Annotated in this window: 17 protein-coding genes; 11 read left to right on the forward strand and 6 right to left on the reverse strand. The window is 65.7% G+C overall.

The window, feature by feature from the left end; translation table 11 throughout:
• Nucleotides 1–7: 7 nt before the first annotated feature.
• From NFH97_RS11870 to NFH97_RS11895, 6 genes are all read left to right on the forward strand, one after another.
• Nucleotides 8–688 carry an HAD family hydrolase gene (locus tag NFH97_RS11870; RefSeq protein ID WP_349624849.1) on the forward strand — a complete coding sequence of 227 codons (681 nt, stop codon included), beginning with the start codon at nucleotides 8–10 and terminating at the stop codon, nucleotides 686–688.
• On the forward strand, nucleotides 685–1,488 hold the full coding sequence (locus tag NFH97_RS11875; protein ID WP_349624850.1) for an L-iditol 2-dehydrogenase: 804 nt from the start codon (nucleotides 685–687) through the stop codon (nucleotides 1,486–1,488). The genes NFH97_RS11870 and NFH97_RS11875 overlap by 4 nt, the downstream gene beginning before the upstream one ends.
• 25 nt (nucleotides 1,489–1,513) lie before the next feature.
• Nucleotides 1,514–2,137 (forward strand): nucleoside triphosphate hydrolase, encoded by a 624-nt coding sequence (locus NFH97_RS11880; RefSeq protein WP_108132238.1) that lies wholly within the window; start codon nucleotides 1,514–1,516, stop codon nucleotides 2,135–2,137.
• Between the two features lie 60 nt (nucleotides 2,138–2,197).
• Complete coding sequence (locus tag NFH97_RS11885) at nucleotides 2,198–3,670, forward strand: mannitol dehydrogenase family protein (protein WP_349624851.1); 1,473 nt, start codon at nucleotides 2,198–2,200, stop codon at nucleotides 3,668–3,670.
• 61 nt (nucleotides 3,671–3,731) lie between these two features.
• The gene (gene xylB / locus NFH97_RS11890; RefSeq protein WP_349624853.1) at nucleotides 3,732–5,204 is read left to right on the forward strand and encodes a xylulokinase; all 1,473 of its coding nucleotides are present in this window, start codon (nucleotides 3,732–3,734) and stop codon (nucleotides 5,202–5,204) included.
• 101 nt (nucleotides 5,205–5,305) lie between these two features.
• Nucleotides 5,306–6,877 carry an amidase gene (locus NFH97_RS11895; protein WP_349624854.1) on the forward strand — a complete coding sequence of 524 codons (1,572 nt, stop codon included), beginning with the start codon at nucleotides 5,306–5,308 and terminating at the stop codon, nucleotides 6,875–6,877.
• Between the two features lie 31 nt (nucleotides 6,878–6,908).
• Here the strand turns inward: NFH97_RS11895 and NFH97_RS11900 are convergent, their stop codons facing one another.
• Complete coding sequence (locus NFH97_RS11900) at nucleotides 6,909–7,904, reverse strand: LLM class flavin-dependent oxidoreductase (protein ID WP_348814872.1); 996 nt, start codon at nucleotides 7,902–7,904, stop codon at nucleotides 6,909–6,911.
• Between the two features lie 384 nt (nucleotides 7,905–8,288).
• Here NFH97_RS11900 and NFH97_RS11905 point away from each other — a divergent pair, with 384 nt between their 5' ends.
• The 4 genes from NFH97_RS11905 (at nucleotide 8,289) to NFH97_RS11920 (ending at nucleotide 13,031) form a co-directional block, all read left to right on the forward strand.
• Nucleotides 8,289–9,956 carry a BCCT family transporter gene (locus NFH97_RS11905; protein WP_083970190.1) on the forward strand — a complete coding sequence of 556 codons (1,668 nt, stop codon included), beginning with the start codon at nucleotides 8,289–8,291 and terminating at the stop codon, nucleotides 9,954–9,956.
• A gap of 308 nt (nucleotides 9,957–10,264) precedes the next feature.
• Entirely contained in the window at nucleotides 10,265–11,914 is a 1,650-nt protein-coding gene (locus NFH97_RS11910) for a BCCT family transporter (RefSeq protein WP_045991251.1), read from the forward strand.
• Between the two features lie 147 nt (nucleotides 11,915–12,061).
• Nucleotides 12,062–12,241 (forward strand): hypothetical protein, encoded by a 180-nt coding sequence (locus NFH97_RS11915; RefSeq protein WP_108132245.1) that lies wholly within the window; start codon nucleotides 12,062–12,064, stop codon nucleotides 12,239–12,241.
• Between the two features lie 112 nt (nucleotides 12,242–12,353).
• Nucleotides 12,354–13,031: an extensin-like domain-containing protein gene (locus NFH97_RS11920; protein ID WP_045991249.1), complete on the forward strand. Its 678-nt coding sequence runs from the start codon at nucleotides 12,354–12,356 to the stop codon at nucleotides 13,029–13,031.
• A 63-nt stretch (nucleotides 13,032–13,094) separates the two neighbouring features.
• Here the strand turns inward: NFH97_RS11920 and NFH97_RS11925 are convergent, their stop codons facing one another.
• The 5 genes from NFH97_RS11925 to NFH97_RS11945 all read right to left on the reverse strand — a co-directional run bounded on the left by NFH97_RS11925 (nucleotide 13,095) and on the right by NFH97_RS11945 (nucleotide 18,232).
• The gene (locus tag NFH97_RS11925) at nucleotides 13,095–13,337 is read right to left on the reverse strand and encodes a YMGG-like glycine zipper-containing protein (RefSeq protein WP_108132246.1); all 243 of its coding nucleotides are present in this window, start codon (nucleotides 13,335–13,337) and stop codon (nucleotides 13,095–13,097) included.
• 397 nt (nucleotides 13,338–13,734) lie between these two features.
• Nucleotides 13,735–13,983 carry a YMGG-like glycine zipper-containing protein gene (locus tag NFH97_RS11930; protein ID WP_045991247.1) on the reverse strand — a complete coding sequence of 83 codons (249 nt, stop codon included), beginning with the start codon at nucleotides 13,981–13,983 and terminating at the stop codon, nucleotides 13,735–13,737.
• Nucleotides 13,984–14,125: 142 nt separating this feature from the next.
• Complete coding sequence (gene aguA / locus NFH97_RS11935; protein ID WP_349624856.1) at nucleotides 14,126–15,286, reverse strand: agmatine deiminase; 1,161 nt, start codon at nucleotides 15,284–15,286, stop codon at nucleotides 14,126–14,128.
• A gap of 8 nt (nucleotides 15,287–15,294) precedes the next feature.
• Complete coding sequence (locus NFH97_RS11940) at nucleotides 15,295–16,644, reverse strand: Na+/H+ antiporter NhaC family protein (protein ID WP_349624857.1); 1,350 nt, start codon at nucleotides 16,642–16,644, stop codon at nucleotides 15,295–15,297.
• Between the two features lie 124 nt (nucleotides 16,645–16,768).
• Nucleotides 16,769–18,232, reverse strand: a complete 1,464-nt coding sequence (locus NFH97_RS11945) for an aminotransferase (protein ID WP_222569973.1) — start codon at nucleotides 18,230–18,232, stop codon at nucleotides 16,769–16,771.
• 274 nt (nucleotides 18,233–18,506) lie between these two features.
• On the opposite strand from NFH97_RS11945, the gene NFH97_RS11950 reads away from it, so the two are divergent.
• A complete protein-coding gene (locus NFH97_RS11950) occupies nucleotides 18,507–20,888 on the forward strand; it encodes an autotransporter outer membrane beta-barrel domain-containing protein (RefSeq protein ID WP_349624858.1) in 2,382 nt (793 codons plus the stop codon).
• Nucleotides 20,889–20,890 lie beyond the last annotated feature (2 nt).

A 20,890-nucleotide genomic window follows, 5' to 3' on the forward strand; every position in this document is an offset into this window, starting at 1 on the left:
AGCGACCATGACGACCCTGATCTTCGACTGCGATGGCGTGCTGGTGGACAGTGAGGTGATCGCCGAGGCGACCCTGGCCGAGCGGCTGGCCGAGTGGCTACCCGACCTCGACGTCGAGGCGGCCCTGAATGAAGCCCTGGGCCGCACCACCGCGGCGATTCTCGAACTTCTCGACGGCCAGAGCGCCCACGCGCTGCCCAAGGACGCGCTGGCCCTGCTCGACGACGAGATCGAAGCCCGCCTCGCTCGCGAACTCACCGCCATCGATGGTGTGGCGCAGGCGCTGTCGGCGATTCCCGGTGCCAAGGCGGTGGTCTCCAACAGTCGTCGTCAGCGGGTCGTCGCCTCGTTGTCGCGCACTGGTCTGGATCAGGTGCTGGGCACGGCGCCGATCTTCTGTGCCGAGCAGGTCGACAAGCCCAAGCCCGATCCCGGCGTCTACCTGCTGGCCGCCGAGACCCTGGGGGTCAGCCCTGGTGCCTGCCTGGTGGTCGAGGACTCCATCGCCGGTGCCAGCGCCGCGCTGGCCGCCGGCATGACGGTCATCGGCTTCGTCGGGGCAAGCCATCTGCCCGCCGATCACGCCGAACGGCTCAGCCAACTCGGTGTGTGGCAGGTGATCACCCATATGGCGCAATTGCCCGCCCTGGTGTCCAACTGGCAGCAGCGTCAGCAGGCCAGCGTATGAAAGACGGCTCTGTTGGCCCGGTGGCGGGCAAGCTCCAGGACAAGACCGCCGTGATCACCGGTGGTGCACGCGGGATCGGGCTCGCCATCGCCCGGCGTTACGCCGAGGAGGGCGCGCGCGTGGTGATCGCGGATGTCGACAGCGAGGCCATCGACGAGGCGCTGGAAGGTTTCGACCGTGAGCGTGCGATGGGTACTGCGCTGGATGTCCGCGACAACACCGCCATCACTGCTATGGTTCGAAAGGTAGAGAAACGTTTTGGCGCTATCGACGTGCTGGTCAACAATGCGGCGGTATTTGGCATGGCGCCGGTGCTCGAGGTGGATGAGGCCGACTTCGAGCGCCAGTTCGCGGTCAACGTCAAGGGGCTGTTCTTCACCCTGCAGGCGGTGGCCAGGGCCATGGTCGAGGCGAAACGTGGCGGTGTCGTCATCAATATGGCCTCCCAGGCCGGGCGGCGTGGCGAGCCTCTGGTCAGCACCTATTGCGCCACCAAGGCAGCGGTGATCAGTCTGACCCAGTCCTGCGCGCTGGACCTGATTCGCCACGGTATCCGTGTCAACGCTATCGCCCCGGGGGTGGTCGATACCCCCATGTGGGACGAGGTCGACGCCCTGTTCGCCCGCTACGAGGGACGCCCCCTCGGCGAGAAGAAGCGACTGGTCGGCGAGGCGGTGCCCTGTGGCCGCATGGGGCGACCGGACGATTACGCCGGCGCTGCGGTGTTTCTGGCCAGCGCCGACAGCGACTATGTCATCGCCCAGACCCTGAACGTCGATGGCGGCAATTGGATGAGTTGAGCCACGGGCACGAGCGAGGTGACAGATGACCCCCACCATGGAAGCGATCGCTGACGAACTGCTGACGCGCAGCGAGGGCAGGGCGCGCTATATCGTTGCTCTGGCCGGCCCGCCGGGGGCCGGCAAGTCCTTTCGCTCCGCCTGGCTGGCGCGTCAGCTCAACGAGCGGCAACCCGGCGTCGCCGAGGTGGTGCCCATGGATGGCTATCACTTCGACAACGGCGTGCTGGAATCGCAGGGGCTGCTGCCCATCAAGGGCGCGCCGGAAACCTTCGATGTGGATGGCCTGCGCCATGACCTGGCGCGGCTGAAGCGAGCCGACCGGGACGTGGCCGTACCGGTATTCGACCGACCGCTGGACCTGGCGCGTGCCGGTGCTCGGGTGATCACGCCCGGTCATCGGGTGCTGATCGTCGAGGGCAACTACCTGCTGCTGGATCACGGGCCCTGGCCGGCGCTGGCGGACTACTTCGACTTCAGCCTGTTTCTCGAGGTCGCCGATACGGTGCTCGAGCAGCGATTGATCGAGCGCTGGCTCGGCATGGGCCAGGACCAGGCCGGGGCCATCGCCAAGACCCGGGACAAGGACATGCTCAACGCGCGCCTGATCAAGACCCGCTCGATCACCGCCGATCTCCACTGGCACTAGCCAATCCCATTTTTGGAAAGCGGCTCTGCTTTCTCATTGTTCATCTGGCGGAGAGCCTTCATGACACGACTTTGCAACGCGGAACTGGCTGGCCTCGCTCCGCATATCTCGGTGCCCAGCTACGATCGTCGGGCGCTGACACCGGGCATCGCCCATTTCGGCGTCGGCGGTTTTCATCGGGCCCATCAGGCCATGTACCTGGATCGTCTGATGGAAGCCGGGCAGGCCCATGACTGGGGTATCGTCGGCATCGGCGTGATGCCAGGCGACAAGCGCATGCAGGAGGCGCTGGCCAGCCAGGACCACCTCTATACCCTGGTGGTCAAGCATCCCGATGGCGCGCTGGAACCCCGCGTCATCGGTTCGATCATCGATTACCGCTTCGCGCCGGACGACCCCGAGGCGGTGATAGAGACACTGTCGGACCCGAGCATCCGGATCGTCTCGTTGACGGTGACCGAGGGCGGCTACAACGTCCACCCGGTCACCGGCGAGTTCGATCTCGATGCCGCCGAGGTGGTGTATGACCTGTGCAACCCCGAGCGTCCGCGTACCAGTTTTGGCTTGATCGTGGCGGCGATCGAGCGCCGGCGCGAGCGCGGCATCCCGCCCTTCACGGTGATGTCCTGCGACAACATCCCGGGCAACGGCGAGGTGGCGAGGCGCATGTTCACGGCCTTTGCCTACGCTCGTGATCGCGCGCTCGGGCAGTACGTCGAGGCGGAAGTGCCTTTCCCCAGTTCAATGGTAGATCGCATCACACCGATGACCACGCCGGGCGACATCGAGGAGCTTTCCGAGCGCTTCGGACTGGAAGACGCCTGGCCGGTGATCTGCGAACCCTTCACCCAATGGGTGCTGGAGGATCATTTTGCCAGTGACCGACCGGCGTTTGATGAGGTCGGCGTGCAGCTGGTCGAGGACGTCGAGCCCTACGAGCTGATGAAGCTCAGGTTGCTCAACGCAGGCCACCAGGCGCTTTGCTATGTCGGCTATCTGGCCGGCTATCGTTACGCCCATGAGGTCTGTCAGGATCCGCTGTTCATCGACTTCCTGCTTGGCTACATGGCCGAGGAGGGCAGCCCGACACTGCCTCCGGTCCCTGGCGTCGATCTCGATCAGTACCGGCACACCCTGATCGAGCGCTTCGCCAATCCCGAGGTGAGAGACACGCTATCGCGGCTTTGTGCTGAAAGCTCGGACCGAATCCCGAAGTGGCTGTTGCCGGTCATTCGTCACCAGCTCGAACACGGCGGCGAACTCAAGCGTTCTGCCGCGGTGGTGGCAAGCTGGGCGCGCTACGCCGAAGGCGTGGACGAGCAGGGCCAGCCCATCGTGATCGTCGATCGCTGGAAGGATCGGCTGACCGAGCTCGCCGGTTCCCAGCGCGAGCACCCCACCGCCTTTATCGAGAACCGTGAGCTGTTCGGGGATCTCGCCGACTCGCCGCGCTTCGTGGTGGCCTACGTCGAGGCGCTGAAGCTGTTGCAGGACAAGGGCGCCAGGGCGACCCTGGAGGCGCTGGCGTCCTGACCCACCGCTGAGCGCGTCGGCTTCGACGCACCGTGTCGATGCGCCAACGAGGAATCTTTTCATGTATCTCGGTGTGGATTGTGGCACCCAGAGCACCAAGGTGGTGGTGGTGGATCTGGCGCGTGGCGCCACCATTGGCGAGGCCAGTCGACCCCACCGCATGATCGAGGGCGCCAGGGGGCGGCGCGAGCAGGACCCGGCACAGTGGATCGAGGCCTTTATCGGCGCCTTCCACGCGGCGATCGCGTCGGCCGGTGTCAGCGCCGGTGATATCCGCGGCATCGGTGTCTCCGGCCAGCAGCATGGCATGGTGGCGCTGGATGCCTGGGACCAGGTGCTGTACCCGGCCAAGCTGTGGTGCGATACCGAGACCCATGCCCACAACCAGGCCCTGATCGGCGCTCTGGGCGGGGAAGAGGGCTGCCTGGCGCGGCTCGGCCTGGTGCCTCAGACCGGCTACACCGCCTCCAAGGTGGCCTGGCTGCGCGAGCATCATCGCGACATCTATGATCGCGTGGATGGCGTGCTGTTACCCCACGACTACCTCAATCTGTGGTTGACCGGCGAGCGTGTCAGCGAGGCGGGAGACGCCTCGGGTACCGGTTATTTCGATAGTCGCTCACGGCGCTGGAGTCCTGAGGTGTGGCAGTGGATCGCCCCTGAGCTGGACCCGGCCCGGGTGCTGCCAAGACTGATCGATTCCCGCGACACGGCAGGGCAGGTCCGGCCGGTGCTGGCCCGGGAGCTGGGGCTTTCCCCTGGCGTCGCGGTCGCCAGCGGCGGCGGAGACAATATGCTCGGCGCCATCGGCACCGGCAACATCGTGCCGGGCGAGGTAACCATGAGCCTTGGCACCTCGGGCACCGTCTGCGCCCACTCCGATCACCCGGTGCTGGCCGATTCCGCCATGGTCGCCAACTTCTGCGCCAGCCACGCGGGCTGGCTGCCGCTGGTCTGCACCATGAACACCACTTCGGCCACCAATCGCGTGCGTGAGCTGTTCGGTCTCGACCTGGCGGGGTTCAACCAGGCCCTGGCCCAGGCGCCTGTCGGCGCCGATGGCGTGACGGTCTTGCCGTTCTTCAACGGCGAACGGGTACCGAGCCTGCCCGAGGCCAGCGCCTCCTTTCTCGGCCTGACCAGTCGCAATACCAGCCCCGCCCATCTGTGTCGCGCGGTGGTGGAGGGCGCCACCTTCTGTCTGCGCTACGGCCTTGACCTGATGGGGCCGCTGGCCGACCAGGCACGCCAGATTCGGCTGATCGGCGGCGGCGCCCACAGCGCCGCCTGGCGCCAGATGGTGGCGGACATCACCGCCACCGAGGTGGTGTGCCCCCGGGTGACCGACGCCGCCGCGCTTGGCGGCGCCATCCAGGCGGCCTGGTGTGCCAGGGAGGGCGAGCTGGACGAGCTGTGTCAGACGCTGGTGCAGCTGGATGAAGGCTCCCGGGCCGAGCCCGACGCAGGCCGAGTCAAGCGCTATGGTGAGGTCTACCTGGGCTGGCTGGTCGCCCTCGACCGTTTGCATGGATGACAGCGGAGGCTCTTGCATGGATGACAGCTGAGGCTCCGCCCGCTAGCGTTGGAACATGTCGGGCCAGCCCGCTCGTCTCAATGCCGTGCAGCGAGGACGCCATGCCTATTCCACCGCCATCGTCACCTTTACCGTCTGATTCGCCCACCTCACCGCCCGGCGCTTCATCCTCTGCTCCGTCCGTGGGCGAGGGCGCCACGAGCCCTGCCCAGCGCGAGATCCTGGCGCTGGGAGCGCTTGCGCTGTCCCGGGCGATCCATGCACGAGAGCTTAGTTGCCGCGAGGTGATGGACGCCTACCTGGCACAGATCGACGCGGCCAACCCGGTGGTCAACGCCATCGTCTCTCGCCGTGACCACGAGGTGCTGATGGAAGAGGCCGGGGAGTGCGACCGCGAACTGGCGGCGGGGCGCTCTTGCGGCTGGCTCCACGGCATTCCCCAGGCGATCAAGGACCTTTCGGCCACGCGTGACCTGCCGACCTCGATGGGCTCGCCCTTGTTCAAGGGTCAGGTGCCACAGCAGGACGGCATCATGGTCAGGCGGATGCGCGAGGCCGGTGCCATCTTTGTCGGCAAGACCAACACGCCGGAGTTTGGCCTCGGTTCCCAGACCTACAACCGCGTCTTCGGCGCGACCCGCAACGCCTTCGATCCCGCCCTGTGCGCCGGTGGCTCCAGCGGCGGGGCCGCTGCCGCCCTGGCCATGCGCATGCTGCCGGTGGCCGATGGCAGCGACATGATGGGGTCTTTGCGAAACCCCGCCGCCTACCACAACCTGTTCGGGATGAGGCCTTCCTTCGGTCGCGTTCCCCATGGTCCAGGCCCTGATATCTTCGGCCATCAGCTGGCCACCGAAGGTCCCATGGCGCGCAGCGTCGGCGACCTTGCCAGGCTGCTGGCGACCCAGGCCGGGGCCCACCCCCGCGCTCCCCTGTCACTCGCCGATGATCCCGAGCGTCTCGCCGATCCGTTCGATGACGCTGACGCGGCGTCGGGCCTGCGTATCGGCTGGCTCGGCGACTGGCAGGGCTGCCTGGCGATGGAAGAGGGTGTGCTGGACGTCTGCCAGGGGGCGCTGTCGGTGTTCGAGCGCCTCGGTGCCCGGGTCGAGCCGGTGGTGCCGGAGATGTCACCCGAGCGGCTGTGGCAAAGCTGGCTGGTGCTGCGCCAGTGGGCGGTGGCGGGCAGTCTGTCAGAGGTCTGGGCCGACGATAGCCGTCGTTGCCAGCTCAAGCCCGAGGCCTGCTGGGAGGTCGAGCAGGGCATGGGCCGAACGGCGCTGGATGTGCACCGCGCCAACGTCGAGCGCAGTGCCTGGTACGCCTGTCTGCTCGGACTGTTCGAGCGCTTCGATGCGCTGGCCCTGCCCAGCGCCCAGGTATTTGCCTTCGACGTCGACACACCCTGGCCCGGGCAGATCGCCGGGCGAACGATGGACACCTACCATCGCTGGATGGAGGTGGTGATCGCCGGCTCCCTGTCGGGGTGCCCGGTGATCAATCTGCCCGCAGGCTTCAACCCGCACGGCCAGGCCATGGGCGTCCAGCTCATCGCTCCCCATCGCCGTGATCGCGACCTGCTGCGCTGGGCTCATGCCTTCGAGCAGGCCGCACCCGACTGGCTCGAGCGCGAGCCCGAATGGCGTACGCCCAAGGCTCAGCCTCCGCGTTGAGGCCCCGTCGCGCCACGTTGCCTGGCGGGGCTCAGCCTTGCCATACCTCAGCGACCAGGCGGTAGCTCTCGAGGCGATCCTCCAGGGCATAGGTGTCGGTGTTGATCATCAGCTCATCGGCCTGGGTGCGTTCGAGCAGGCGCTCCAGACCGTCGCGCACCGTCGCCGGGCTGCCGATCACCGCGGCGCCAAGAAACCCTTCCACCTGGGCGCGCTCCATGGGGGTCCAGTCCAGCGTCGCCACCGGTGGCCGGGCGCGTCCGCGCTGGCCGCGAATCAGGCCCAGAAACTTCTGTCGGGCGGTGCTGGCGAGGTAGTCGGCGCGCTCGTCCGTGGCGGCGGCCAGCACCGGCAGACCGACCATGGCGTAGGGCGCCGCGAGCACCTCGGAGGGGCGGAAGTCGCGGCGATAGATGGCCAGCGCTTCGTCGAGCTGGGCCGGGGCGAACTGGGCGGCGAAGGCAAAGGGCAGCCCCTTGTGGGCGGCTAGCTGGGCGCTGTACAGGCTCGAGCCCAACAGCCAGATCGGTACTCGGGTGCCCTGGCCGGGCACCGCCCGGACCCGCTGCTCCGGTCGGGCATCGCCAAGAAAGCCTTCCAGTTCGGCCAGACGCTGGGGGAAGTCCTCGACGCCAGCGTGTGGATCGCGGCGCATCGCCGCCATGGTGGCCGCGTCCGAGCCCGGTGCCCGGCCCAGTCCCAGGTCAATGCGGCCCGGATAGAGCGTCTCCAGGGTGCCGAACTGTTCGGCGATCACCAGCGGTGGATGGTTCGGCAGCATGATGCCGCCGCTGCCCACGCGGATGCGTGAGGTCTTCTCCGCCAGGTGTCCGATCAGTACCGAGGTCGCCGCGCTGGCGATCCCCTCCAGCCCATGATGTTCGGCCAGCCAGTAGCGGGTGAAGCCAAGCGATTCGCTCAGGCGGGCCAGGGCAACGCTGTCGTGGAAGCTGTCGGCGACGGTGCCTCCATCCCGGATCGGCGCCAGGTCCAGGACCGAAAGGGGCGTAGTGTCGAGACGGGCCATGGGGCTCTCCTTCTTTTGGGCCGGGCTTTTGGCCGGGAAAATTCGTACCTGAGGCGACGAATTTGGCGGATGTTTTGCTGCGCCGACTGGCGGGTGGTGGATTCCGCTGTCTTGGTGGCGAACTTCACTATGATGTCACCGAGGTGCCTCATCGGTGCTTCGACTCTCCAGTGGCAGTCCAGTGTCAGCTTAGTGCCAAGCCGGATCGGTGGGCTGCCCGGGGATGATAGATAACAACCTAACTGTTATCAAAGTACGGGTCTGCAAAGGCTGCTCGGCGAATGCCCGGGCAGAAGCGTTCGATAAGGAGCGTCCGAGCGTGGTCTTCGCCGGAGCGGCGCTGCACAGGCCTTCCAACAAGCAGTCGAACAAAAGGAAGGCGATATGCAACGCAATGAAGGACAGCGGGTCTTTTACGTCTCCGCGATCATCATCCTGATCCTGGTGGCCCTGGGGGCCATGTTCCCTGAAGGTTTCGGCGAAGTCGCCAGTCGCGCCCTGGGTGGCGTGTCCCACTATTTTGGCTGGTTCTATCTGCTGTCGGTCACCGGCATCGTGGTATTTCTGCTCGGCCTTGCCGTGAGCAAGTACGGCAAGGTGCGCCTGGGGCCGCAGGACGGCAAGCCAGAATACGGCTTCTTTTCCTGGGTCAGCATGCTGCTGGCGGCCGGCTTCGGGGTTGGCCTGGTGTTCTACGGCATGGCCGAGCCCATGACCCACTATATTGCACCACCCTACGCCGACATGACGCCGGAAAGCGCGGAGTCGGCCCGCTACGCGATTCAGTACAGCTTCTTCAACTGGGGGATTCATCAGTGGGCGGCCTTCGCCCTGGTGGGCTTGATCATCGCCTACTACCAGTTCCGCAAGGAGCAGGCGGGCCTGGTGTCCGTGGTGCTGCGTCCGCTGACCGCCAAGCGACCGGGGCTGCGCAAGTTCAACGGCGCCCTGGACGTCTTTGCCGTGGTGGCTACGGTGATGGGGGTAGCGACCTCGCTGGGGCTGGGCGTGCTGCAGACCAACGGCGGCCTGCACGCGGTGTTCGGCATCCCGGAGAACGGCCTGTGGCAGTTCATCATCCTGTTCTGCATGTTCCTGGCCTACATGGCGTCCACCTGGTCGGGCCTGGACAAGGGGATCAAGCGACTGTCCAACCTCAACATGATCATGTGTATCGCCATGATGGTCTACGTGCTGGCCACCGGCCCCACCATCAAGCTGCTGGAGACCATCACCCTGGGACTGGGCGACTACCTGCAGAACTTCTTCGTGATGAGCCTGCGCATGTCGCCCTACAACGATAATCCCTGGGCCCAGAACTGGACCATCTTCTACTGGGCCTGGGTCATCGCCTGGTCGCCCTTTGTCGGTACCTTCGTGGCGCGTATCTCCAAGGGGCGCACCATCAAGGAGTACGTGTTCGGCGTGCTGTTCGTGCCGCCACTGCTGGCCTGCCTGTGGCTGGGCGTGTTCGGTGGCACCGCCATCCATATGGAACTGGCCAACGAGGGCCTCGGCCTGGCCCAGGCGACCCAGGACAACATCACCGTGGCGCTGTTCGAGATGTTCGATCTGATGCCCTTCTCGGGACTCTTGTCGGTGATGGCAATGATGCTGATCTTCATCTTCCTGGTGACCTCGGCAGACTCGGCGTCCTATATCGTTGCCCAGATGACCGACAACGGCTCGATCAATCCTCCCCTCTACAAGCGGGTGCTGTGGGGTGTGCTGATCGCCGCCATCTGCCTGACGCTGATCGCCGCTGGCGGCCTCAAGGGACTGCAGTCGGCATCGGTACTGTCGGCGCTGCCGTTCACCTTCATCCTCTACATGATGGTGATCGTGCTGGTGAGAGAGCTGCGCAAGGATCGCAAGCTGATGCTCGACGGTCTCTATCAGCACTACCGCGAGATGCCGGTCGGTGCAGACGCCTTCGAGGCGCGTGACCAGGCCAAGACCGAAGGCATGGAGCCCCCCGAGGAAGCGCTGAAAATGGATGACAGTGAGGAGGGTGGCTCCAGCGAGGCGATGGCCACACCGAAACCGCAGTAACCACTAGTGGCGGTCGGGCTTCGATCACCCGTCTGTGATAGCCCCGGCTGGTAAGGGACAGGCGGAGCCAGACCTGACCGCAGGAAACCAGAAGGCCCGCCCCATGGCGGGCCTTCTGCTATGTCGTCAACTGACGGCGCTATTGGAGGCACTATTTCCGACACTATTGCCGGCGCTATTGCCGGTACCCCAGGGTGCCGGTAATTTTTTGTGCCGAATCGAATATTCGCCTACCGTGATGGAGAGTCCGACTTTTGTTAGGGTGCTACGCCCCTCACATCATGACCGCCGTCTGGCAAGGAGTGTCCATGAACGGTCGAGCGCTGCAGGAGCGCCTGCCGCTGTCTGGCAAGGATCGCGTCTTTCGTCTATCTGCCCTTATCATCATCGCCCTGGTCGCCGTGGGCGCCAGTTTCCCCGACGCCTTCGGTGACGCCGCCAACACCGCGCTTAGCCAGGTGACCCACTACTTTGGCTGGTTCTACCTGATGGCGGTGTTCGCCTTCGTCATCTTTCTGGTAGCGCTGGCGATGAGCAAGTACGGCAAGGTGCGCCTGGGGCCCCAGGATAGCACCCCCACCTACGGCACCTTTTCCTGGATCAGCATGTTGCTGGCGGCCGGCTTCGGCGTCGGTCTGGTGTTCTACGGTATGGCCGAGCCCATGACCCACTTCGCCGAGCCTCCCTATGGCGCGGTCCCCGCCGAAAGCGTGGAAGCGGCGCGCTACGCCATCCAGATGAGCTACTTCAACTGGGGGGTGCACCAGTGGGCGGCATTCTCGCTGGTCGGGCTGATCATCGCCTACTTCCAGTTTCGCAAGGACCAGGCCGGGCTGGTCTCCTCGGTGCTGTCGTCGATGACCGCCAAGCGCCCGGCGCTGCGCCCCTACACCGACTGGCTCGACATCTTCGCCGTGGTCGCCACGGTGATGGGGGTGGCGACCTCGCTGGGGCTCGGGGTACTGCAGGTCAATGGTGGCCTCAATGCGGTCTTCGGACTGCCGGAAAGCGGCCTTTGGCAGGCGGGCATCCTCGGGGTGATGTTCGTGGCGTACATGGCCTCGACCTGGTCGGGGCTCGACAAGGGCATCAAGCGATTGTCCAACCTCAATATGGCGCTGTGCATCGCGATGATGCTGTACGTGCTGTTCACCGGCCCCACGGTCAAGATCCTCGAGACCATCACCCTGGGCATCGGCGACTACCTGCAGAACTTCATCGGCATGAGCCTCAAGATGTCGCCCTACAACGATGACCCCTGGGCTTCCAGCTGGACCATCTTCTACTGGGCGTGGGTGATCGCCTGGTCGCCCTTTGTCGGCACCTTCGTGGCTCGGGTCTCGCGGGGACGGACCATTCGCGAGTACGTACTCGGTGTGCTGGTGGTGCCGCCGCTGCTGGCGTGTCTGTGGATCGGGGTGTTCGGCGGGGCGGCCCTGCATATGGAGCTGGGCGGTGATGCCGGCCTGGCCGCCGCCACCCAGGACAATATCACCGTGGCACTGTTCGAGATGTTCGACCTGATGCCGTTTTCCACGGTGCTGTCGGTGCTCGCCATGATCCTGATCTTCATCTTTCTGGTCACCTCGGCAGACTCCGCCTCCTTTATCGTCGCCCAGATGACCGACCATGGCTCCATCGCTCCGCCGCTGTACAAGCGGATCTGCTGGGGGCTGTTGATTGCCGCCATCTGTCTGACGCTGATCGTTGCAGGTGGGCTCAAGGGACTGCAGTCCGCCGCCGTGCTGGCGGCCCTGCCGTTCTCGTTCATCCTGTTCGGGATGATGTTCGTGCTGGTCAAGGAGCTGCAGGCGGATCGCCGCAACATGCTGTCACAGCTGTACCGTCAGCATGGCGAGACCCCGGTGGGCGCGGATCCGTTCGAGGCCGGCAACCTGGCCGAGGAGGAGCGTCTGCGGCGGGCCCCCAACGTGGTCAACCGGCGCATCAACCACTGAGGTGACGTCGACCGGCACCGGCGATCTGTGACCCCGGGCGAGCACCCTCAAACGAAACTTGGCGCAAAATGCAGTATCTACGATGCATTGGTAGTCAGGAAGAGTGCCAGGACGTAAGCTCAGGGTATCGTCGGAAGGATCTCGGCCATGTCTTCACCCCCTGCCCGCGGCGCGACCCGCCGCGGGCCTCCGTCTCGTCGCAGGCGGCTGACATTCAACTGGGTCACCTTCGATCGCTGGCTGGACCGTATCGTCATCCTGGCGGTGGTAACCGCCGTGACGGTCGGTATCGTCGCTCTGGCGCTATCCATGTTGGTGGACCCCTGATCGTACTCGACGCCTCGGTCGTGGGATGAACCGTGGCCAAGGGTCGGGCGCAGGAAGGGTCGGGCACAGAAAGGGTCGGGCACAGAAAGGGTCGGGCACAGGAAGGAACTATATGGGGCAGTGGCTGTTGATCATGCTGCTGGTGTTGGGCGTTGCCCTGGACAAGGGGATGATCGCAATACCGGATCGCTGGTTGCCCTGGACACCGATATCGATCGAGACGCCGCCTGGTCCTTTCCTCGGCTGGAAGCTGGCGCGGCTGGCGGATGACCCCGAGGCCTGCCGTGCGGTGCTGGCGGCGGACCCGCCCCAGCGATATACCCCACTGGATGACGTCACCCGGGGCCAGTGTGAGCTTTCCAATCTGGTGCGCTACGCCGGTGGCCAGTCGCGCATGCAGCCGAGCGTGATGACACGCTGCCCGCTGGCGGTGGCCTGGGCGGTGTTCGAGCGTCACGAGCTCAACGCCGCTGCGCGCGCCCACCTTGGCGTGGACGTGGCCCAGATCGAACACTTCGGCAGCTTCGCCTGCCGCAATATCTATGGTCGGGCCGAGGGACGTCGCAGCCAGCATGCCAGTGCCGAGGCCCTGGATGTGGCCGCCTTCGAACTCGAGGACGGTCGTCGCGTCAGCTTGTCGGGCCACTGGGGCAAGGGAGCCGAAGGACGTTTCCTGAAGGAAGTGGGGCAGCGCGCCTGCAAGGTCTTCGGCACCGTGCTGGGGCCTGACTACAATGCCGCCCACGCCGATCACTTTCATCTCGGCGTGGGCGGTCGGGTCTGCCGCTGAGGGCGGCATCTTGGCTCGGATCGGGGCGGGGTCGAAAGCTGCCTGGACGCCTCGGGCCTGGACTTAGCGACTGAGGTTGATGTCCCGGGAATCGGTGGCAGCACCGGTCGCCGCACCCACGCCGCCGCCGATGACCGCGCCCTTGCCCACGTCGCCGCCGGTGATCGCCGCCGCGCCGGCACCTACCGCTGCACCGACCCCCGCGCCACTCAGCGCCCGTTCTCCGGTACCGGTACCGCAGGCCGACAGTGCCAGGGCCATGGTCAGGGCAGTAGCGCTCAGCCCGGTCATCTTCAGAAGTTTCATGTCGTCGTCCTCATGCTGGGGGATGACCCTAACAGTAACAACGGCACAGAAAGGAGCAAGTGAAGCAAATATGCAGCAATTGTCGCCAATTGGCGCCAATTGTGGGAGCCGCGCCCGCTTGGCCGACCCCCGTTTAGCCGAACCCCGCTTGGTCGAACCAGGCCAGACACACGACAGCTCAGATACCCGGCCGGCCAGACCCAGGCGAGATACCCGACCGGCCAGACCCAGGCGAGATACCCGACTGGCCAGACCCAGGCGAGATACTCGACCGGCCAGACCCGGGCGAGATACCCGACCGGCCAGATACAAGAACACCGCCGGCAAGCCGGCGGTGTTCCTGTGCGTCGAGCAGGTTTGGAACGAGGCACCCTCGCCTCGCCCCAGGCCCAGGACCTTAGTTGTCCAGGTCGACGTCGTCCTCATCGGTGGCGGCGCCGGTGGCCGCGCCTACGCCACCGCCGATCACGGCGCCTTCGGCGACGTCACCACCGGTGGCGGCGGCGGCGCCGGCACCTACGGCGGCACCCACGCCAGCGCCACTGGCGGCGCGTTCACCGGTGCCGGTGCCGCAGGCGGCGAGGCCCAAGGTCATGAAAGTGGCCAGCAGCAGGCTGGAGAGTGTCTTGATGGAACCCTTCCTCATGATGTTTCTCCTATGCTGTTATGTGCCATATCGAGCCTATTGGCCAAGAGAGCCGAGCACAACCCCTTGATTCTCCGATGCGGTGTCGCTTCCAGCAGACATTTTCTGGTGCCGTGTCGTCACCGGCGACGACTCCCGCCTGTCAGGTACGTCTTGGATCCCTCGGCTGTTGTTGGGTAATGCAGTGGACGTTGCCGCCGCCGAGCAGGATCTCTCGGGCGGGCACGCCGATCACCCGACGCTCGGGAAAAAGCCTCGCCAGAATGTCGCGAGCCTCGTTGTCGCGGCGTTCATCCAGCAGGGGCATGACCACCACTCGATTGCCGATGTAAAAGTTGACGTAGGAGGCCGCCATGCGGTCCCCGGGCTGGCGTGGGTGCGAGCTGGACAGGCGGTCGATGCCGCTGGCCTCGTCTTCGCCGATAAACAGTGGGCCGGGCTGGGGCAGGCGGTGCACGGTGAACGGTCGACCGCAGGCATCGGTACTGGCTTCCAGCACCGCCAGGGCGTCGCGGCAGATCTGGTACTCCGGGTCCGCGGCGTCGTCGCACCAGGTCAAGGCAACTTCGGCGGGGCCCACAAAGCAGCAGAGATTGTCGACGTGGCCGTCGGTTTCATCGAGGTAGCAGCCCCGGGGAAGCCAGATGACCTTGCTGATGCCCAGCTGCTCACCCAGGCGCGCCTCCATGGCGGCACGATCCAGACCCGGGTTGCGGTTGGGGTTGAGCAGGCACTCCTCGGTGGTGATCAGGGTGCCCTCGCCGTCGACGTGAATGGCGCCGCCTTCCAGCACGATACCGGCATCGAAGCGGGGGATGCCCAGCATTTCGGCGATCTTGGGGCGAATCCGGCGGTCCTTGTCCCAGGGAAAGTAAAGCCCGCCCTTGAGTCCGCCCCAGGCGTTGAATTCCCAGTCCACCACCGCCAGGCCATGTTCGGGGTGGGTCAGAAAGGTCGGGCCCACGTCCCGCATCCAGGCGTCGTTGCTGGATAGTTCGACCACGCGAATCGATTCCGGAAGCTGATAACGGGCGTTTTCGTACTGATCGTCGTTGACGCCCACGTAGACGGTCTCGCTCTCGGCGATGGCGCTGGCCACCGCGACGAAGGCCTGTTGGGCGGGCTTGGCTCCCAGGCGCCAGGTATCCGGGCGCTGGGGCCACAGCATCCAGCAGGCGTCGTGAGGGGCGAATTCCGCCGGCATGGACCAGCCAAGTCGGGCGGGACTGTGCGCGTCGCTGCCGGCGGAACGCGACGCGGCAGGGGCCGGGGTCGGTGAAGACGAATGGTGTGTCTGGTTCATGGAGGCTCTCACAAGAATCCGATCAGCAGGAACACGCCGGTGGCCAGGGCCGCGGCGATCAACACGTAGGGGATCTGGGTCAGGGCGTGGGCCATGGGGCTGCAACCGCTACCCTGGGCCGACAGCACCGTGGAGTCCCCGTAGAAGCAGGCGTGGCTACCGAAGGCGCTGGCCGAGATCAAGGCGCCGACCACCAGCGGCATATTGGCGTCCATGCTGATCGCCAACGGCAGCACGATCGGCATGGCCACCGCGAACAGCCCCCAGAAGGAGCCGGTGGCAAAGGCCAGGAAGGCCATGGTGACGAATACCACGGCGGGCAGCAGGCCGGCGGTCATCAGCGGCTGTACCGCCTGGATCACCACCTCGGTGAGGCCCAGGACGTCGTTGACCTCCTTGAGCGAGAAGCCGGCGACCAGGGTGCCCAGCGGCATGATCATCGCCTTGAAGCCTTCCAGGGCGGTATCGAAGGTGTCATTGAAGCTCAGCAGACGCTGGACGGCGATCAGCACCAGGGTGACGGCCAGGGCAACGATGACCCCGCGCAGGATGTCGATATCGAAGTACCAGGTGGCGACGATCAGGCTGGCGATGGGCAGCAGGAAGTTGAGCAGATGCGGGCTCTGGCCATCGTAGTTGGTGTCGATCTGCAGCGCGTGCTCCTCGCCGCCATCGGGCACCGGCTGGCCGGCCTTGGCACGGGCCTCGGCGGTCTTCATCGGGCCGATGTCAGGCAGCCAGCCCAGCGCGACCAAGGGCACCAGGGCCGCCGCCACCCAGGCGTAGGCCATGTACGGGATCGCCGAGATGTACAGCGACATGCCGTTGTCGGCGACGTTGTTGTCCTCGAGCAGGCCGGCGAAGAATACCGCCCAGGTCGAGAAGGGCACCAGGATACACACCGGGGCGGCGGTGGAATCCACCAGATAGGCCAGCTTTTCGCGGGAGACGCCGAAGCGATCGGTGATCTTCTTCATCGAGGCGCTGATGGTCAGGGCGTTGAGGTAGTCGTCGACGAAGATCACCAGCCCCAGCACCCAGGTGGTCAGCAGGCTCTGGCGACGACTGTGCAGTCGTTGGGTCATGGCATCACCGAAGCTCAGCACGCCGCCGGTCTTGACCAGCAGGGCGATCAAGCTGCCGAACAGGCCGCAGACCAGGATGATCCAGGTGACGGTGTCATTACCGAGGACCGTGAGCAGGATGTCCGACCCGCGGGTGACGACCTCGCTGGGGGCGATCATCAAGAGCCCGACCAGGCAGCCGGCAAGCAGTGATTCGATGGTGCGACGAGTGATGATGGCGGTGACCAGCACCACCAGGGTGGGAACCAGGCTCCAGGCGCCGTAGGTTTCCATGCAAGCTCCTTGTATCGCCTGTGGCGACGGTTGTTATTGGACGGAAGCTATCGCGCAGGGGCGAGCCCTGCGCTGGCCGCGCGGCAAAAAAGCGTGCGGACTCGTGTTGCAGGAGGGTTCGTGGCTAGAGATAGCCGTCGCGACGCAGGGACTCGGCGGTGGCGGCAAGCGCCTCGTCGAGGATGGCGACGGCCTCGTCGACGGTGTCGCGGGTCCAGATCAGGGGCGGCGAGATCACGTTGAGATGCCCCACCGGACGAATGATCAGTCCGCGCTGCTGGGCCTCGAAGGCCACCCGATCGCCGACACGCGCGTCCACCGGAAACAGCGCCTTGGTGTCCTTGTCTGCCACGTTCTCGATGCACATCATGAAGTGGCTGCCGCGCACGTCGCCGACGGTGGGATGTCGTGACAGCGTCGCCAGTGCCTGCTCCAGATAGGGGCCGACCTCGCGGACGTTGGCGCAAAGCTCTTCTCTCTCGAGGATCTCGATATTCTTGAGCGCCGCGGCGCAGCTGACCGGATGTCCGGAGTAGGTGAAGCCGGTGCTGAGTACTCCGCCCTTGCCCTGGGGCGTGCCCAGCACCTCGTAGAGGCGGTCGGAGATCAGGGTCGCGCCGAGCGGGGCATAGCCCGAGGACAGGCCCTTGGCCAGGTTGATGACGTCGGGCTGGGTGTCGAATACCGCTTCCGAGGCGAAGATGTGGCCGAGGCGACCGAAGCCGGTGACCACCTCGTCGGCGATATACAGGATGTCGTGGGCGCGCAGCACCTCCTGCATGCGGGCGTGATAGCCCCGGGGGGCCACCAGTACGCCGCCGGCTCCCATGATCGGCTCGGCGATGAAGGCGGCGATATTGTCGGCGCCGATCTCGGCGATGGTGGCCTCGAGTTCCGCGACCAGATGATCACAGTACTGTGCTTCATCCATGCCTTCGGGGCGACGATAGAGGTTGGCCTCGCTTAGATGGGTGACCAGACCATCGAGGGTGTCGAATTCCCAGTTGTTGCTCTCGATGCCGGTCAGGCTCGCGGCCAGGTAGGTGGTGCCGTGGTAGGCGTTGCGGCGCGACAGGATACGCTTCTTGTTCGGCTTGCCCAGGCGGTTGAAGTAGTAGTGCACCAGGCGGATGGTTGCGTCGTTGGCGGTGGAGCCTCCGCAGCTGTAGAAGACATGGTTGAGGTGGGCCGGGGCCAGTTCGGCGAGCTTGGCGGCCAGCCGCGTAGCCGGTGCGTTGGACAGATTGTTGAAGGTCGAGAAGTAGGCCATGCGGGTGGCCTGTTCGGCCATGGCCTGGCCGATCTCGGCACGACCGTGGCCAACGTTGACGCACCACAGCCCGGCGATGCCGTCGATAAAGCGGTTGCCGTGAATGTCCTGAACGTGGATGCCCTCGGCATCGGTGATCAGCTCGCAGCCCTTGTCGTGGAAGACGCTGAAGTCGGTGAAGGGATGGACGAAGTGGTCCCGATCCTGGCGCCACAGGGTCTCGGCATCCACTGTTGTTGGGACTGGGGCCGGAACCGGAGCCGTGTCGGCGACGGGAGTCGAGGGGCGGGACGAGAGGCGAGTGTCGGGTGTTGTCATTGGAAACCTCCTTGGGAAGGTCTCCAGTCTCGCCAGACTGCCCCTGTCGATGACATATCCTTATGAGGGTAGGTCTCCTCGGGCCGCCAGGCGGCGGCAGTGCCGGTATCACCGATGGGGTAGCCTATGATCGACTCAGGTTGCCATGACCTTGATCTACCTCATGATTGAGAGAGGGGTGCGCGAAACGGCACTACCGAGACTTGAGGCAGACGTAGCGATCCTCCGACGTTGGTGTAGGCTGTGCCGTAATGATCCGCAGGTGCCGGAAGAGGTGGCCCAGATTCTGGCGCGGCGGATGCTGAATGGTCAGTCCGGATACTTTGCCATGTTGCCAGCACCACCCTTTACTCGTCGTGCCCTGGGCACCCTTGTCGCCTTTCTGATGTCGGCCCCGTTACCCGCTATCGCCGCCAACTGTGGTGCCTCGGGAGGGCTGGCTTTTGTCGGTGTCACCAACGATGGTTCGCGCTCGGTGTGGTTGTCGGGGACCTCGCCGGGTGACTTCGGGTTGGAGGCGGCGCAGGGAAAGCAGAGCGTCGATGAGTGGACGCGCAATGCCGGAGGCCTGCACCTGACCCTGTCGCCAGTGGTATCCAACGGCAACGGTGGTGTGCACAAGCTTCTGGATCTGGGGGGCAACAAGGATTGTCTGCTGGATACCCAGAACCAGAAGGGTGGCTTCACATTGCCGCCGGCCGGGCAGATCCCGATGCCGGAGCGTCCGGGCATTACCCCTCCCATCGGCAAGATCTTTCCTGATTTTTCCCGCCCTGGCGGGGTGACGCCGCCGATAGGTACGGTGCCGCCAGGCTTCCGGCCACCCACCGGGGTGACGCCGCCGGTAGGGACGGTGCCACCGAACTTCCGGCCGCCCACCGGAGTGACGCCGCCGATAGGGACGGTGCCGCCAGGCTTCCGACCCCCGACCGGGGTGACGCCACCGATAGGCACGGTGCCGCTAGGCTTCCGACCCCCGACCGGGGTGACGCCGCCGATAGGCACGGTGCCGCCGGACTTCAGGCCGCCCACCGGAGTGACGCCTCCGATAGGTACGGTGCCACCGGACTTCAGGCCACCCACCGGGGTAACGCCACCGATAGGCACGGTGCCTCCGGACTTCAGGCCACCCACCGGGGTGACGCCGCCGATAGGCACGGTGCCTCCGGACTTCAGGCCACCCACCGGGGTGACGCCGCCGATAGGGACGGTGCCGCCAGGCTTCAGACCACCCACCGGGGTGACGCCACCGATAGGCACGGTGCCACCGGACTTCAGGCCACCCACCGGGGTGACGCCGCCGATAGGTACGGTGCCACCCGCTTTCCCACCAATCGAGCGACCGCCGACCGGGGTAACGCCGCCGATAGGTACGGTGCCCGCCCCCGAACGTCCGCCGGTGGGGGTGACGCCGGGGCGGCCCACCCTGGGGCAATGGAGCCTTCCTCCGAACGTTGCGCGGCCGGGCGAGGTAGCGCCCCCCATCGGTGTCGTGCCTCCGGATGTCAGGCCACCTTCCGGGGTGACACCTCCCATCGGCGTCGTACCGCCTGAACAGCGTCCGCCGTCGGGTCTGACACCCTCTTTGCCATCGATGCCCCAGGGCCAGATCGTTGGCCGTGTCGACGCGGCCGAGTGGTATGCCGGGCGGGTGCCGCTGCCGGCTAACCGCTGCATCGACCCTCGTCACGACCCCAGGCTCGGGGGCGCACCGCTGGCCGACGGTACCCTGCCGGTGGTGACCTGCCCCGAGAACCTGCTGCGCCAGCACGCCCAGGCAAGAACCCGGAACGCGCTGGAGGCCACCTTGATGGAACAGGTGCCGATCACCGCAGGGCGTCAGGGAGAGCCGGTCTCTCCCTGGAACACCTGGGTGGATGCTCGTTATACCGATATCTCCGATGACCGTGATGGCCAGGATCTGGATGGCGAGGCCCAGGTAGTGGCGGTGGGTGTCGACCGCTGGGTGTCGGAGCAGACGGTGGCGGGGGTCAGTTTCAGCGTCGACTCGAGCCGCTCTGACAACTTTGGCGGCGCCTGGGACAGCGACAGCGATGGCTTCAGCATCTCGCCCTATGTCGCCTATCGACTGTCCGAGCGCTGGGCGTTGGACGCATCACTGATCTGGCGCTGGGGTGACAATGACACCGAACTGGCGACCCTGGAAGGCAGCTTCGACACCCGTAGCTTCGGCGGCGCGCTCAATGCCCACGGTCAGTACCGCTGGGGGGAGGCCCTGTTGCGTCCCACTGTCTCGCTGTTCTACTCCCGTGAGCGCAGCGACGACTATGACCTGGACGGCAAGATCCTGGGGATACCGGTGGAGGTGGAAGTGCCCGGCGACTCCTACAGCACTGGCGTCGCGTCGGTCAGTGGTGAGCTTAGCCGTATCTACCACACTGACCACGCGGGTCTGATCATGCCCTACGCCGAACTGGGGGTGGACTGGGCCTTCGAGCAGCCCAACGACGGGCGCTACCTCAACGAGGATCTGGAGTGGGAGGACCCTTCTGATCTGACGGGTACCCTGCGCACTGGCGCCCGCTGGTTTGTCGGCGAGGCCACCCTGCTCGAGGCCAGCGCCGGTTATCTCAGCATCGGCCATGACGACCTGGATATCTGGGAGGGGCGGTTGTATCTTTCCTACCGCTTCTGAGC

Origin of the sequence: Halomonas sp. SCS19 (genome assembly GCF_040147015.1) — a bacterium.
GTDB classification, from domain to species: domain Bacteria; phylum Pseudomonadota; class Gammaproteobacteria; order Pseudomonadales; family Halomonadaceae; genus Halomonas; species Halomonas litopenaei.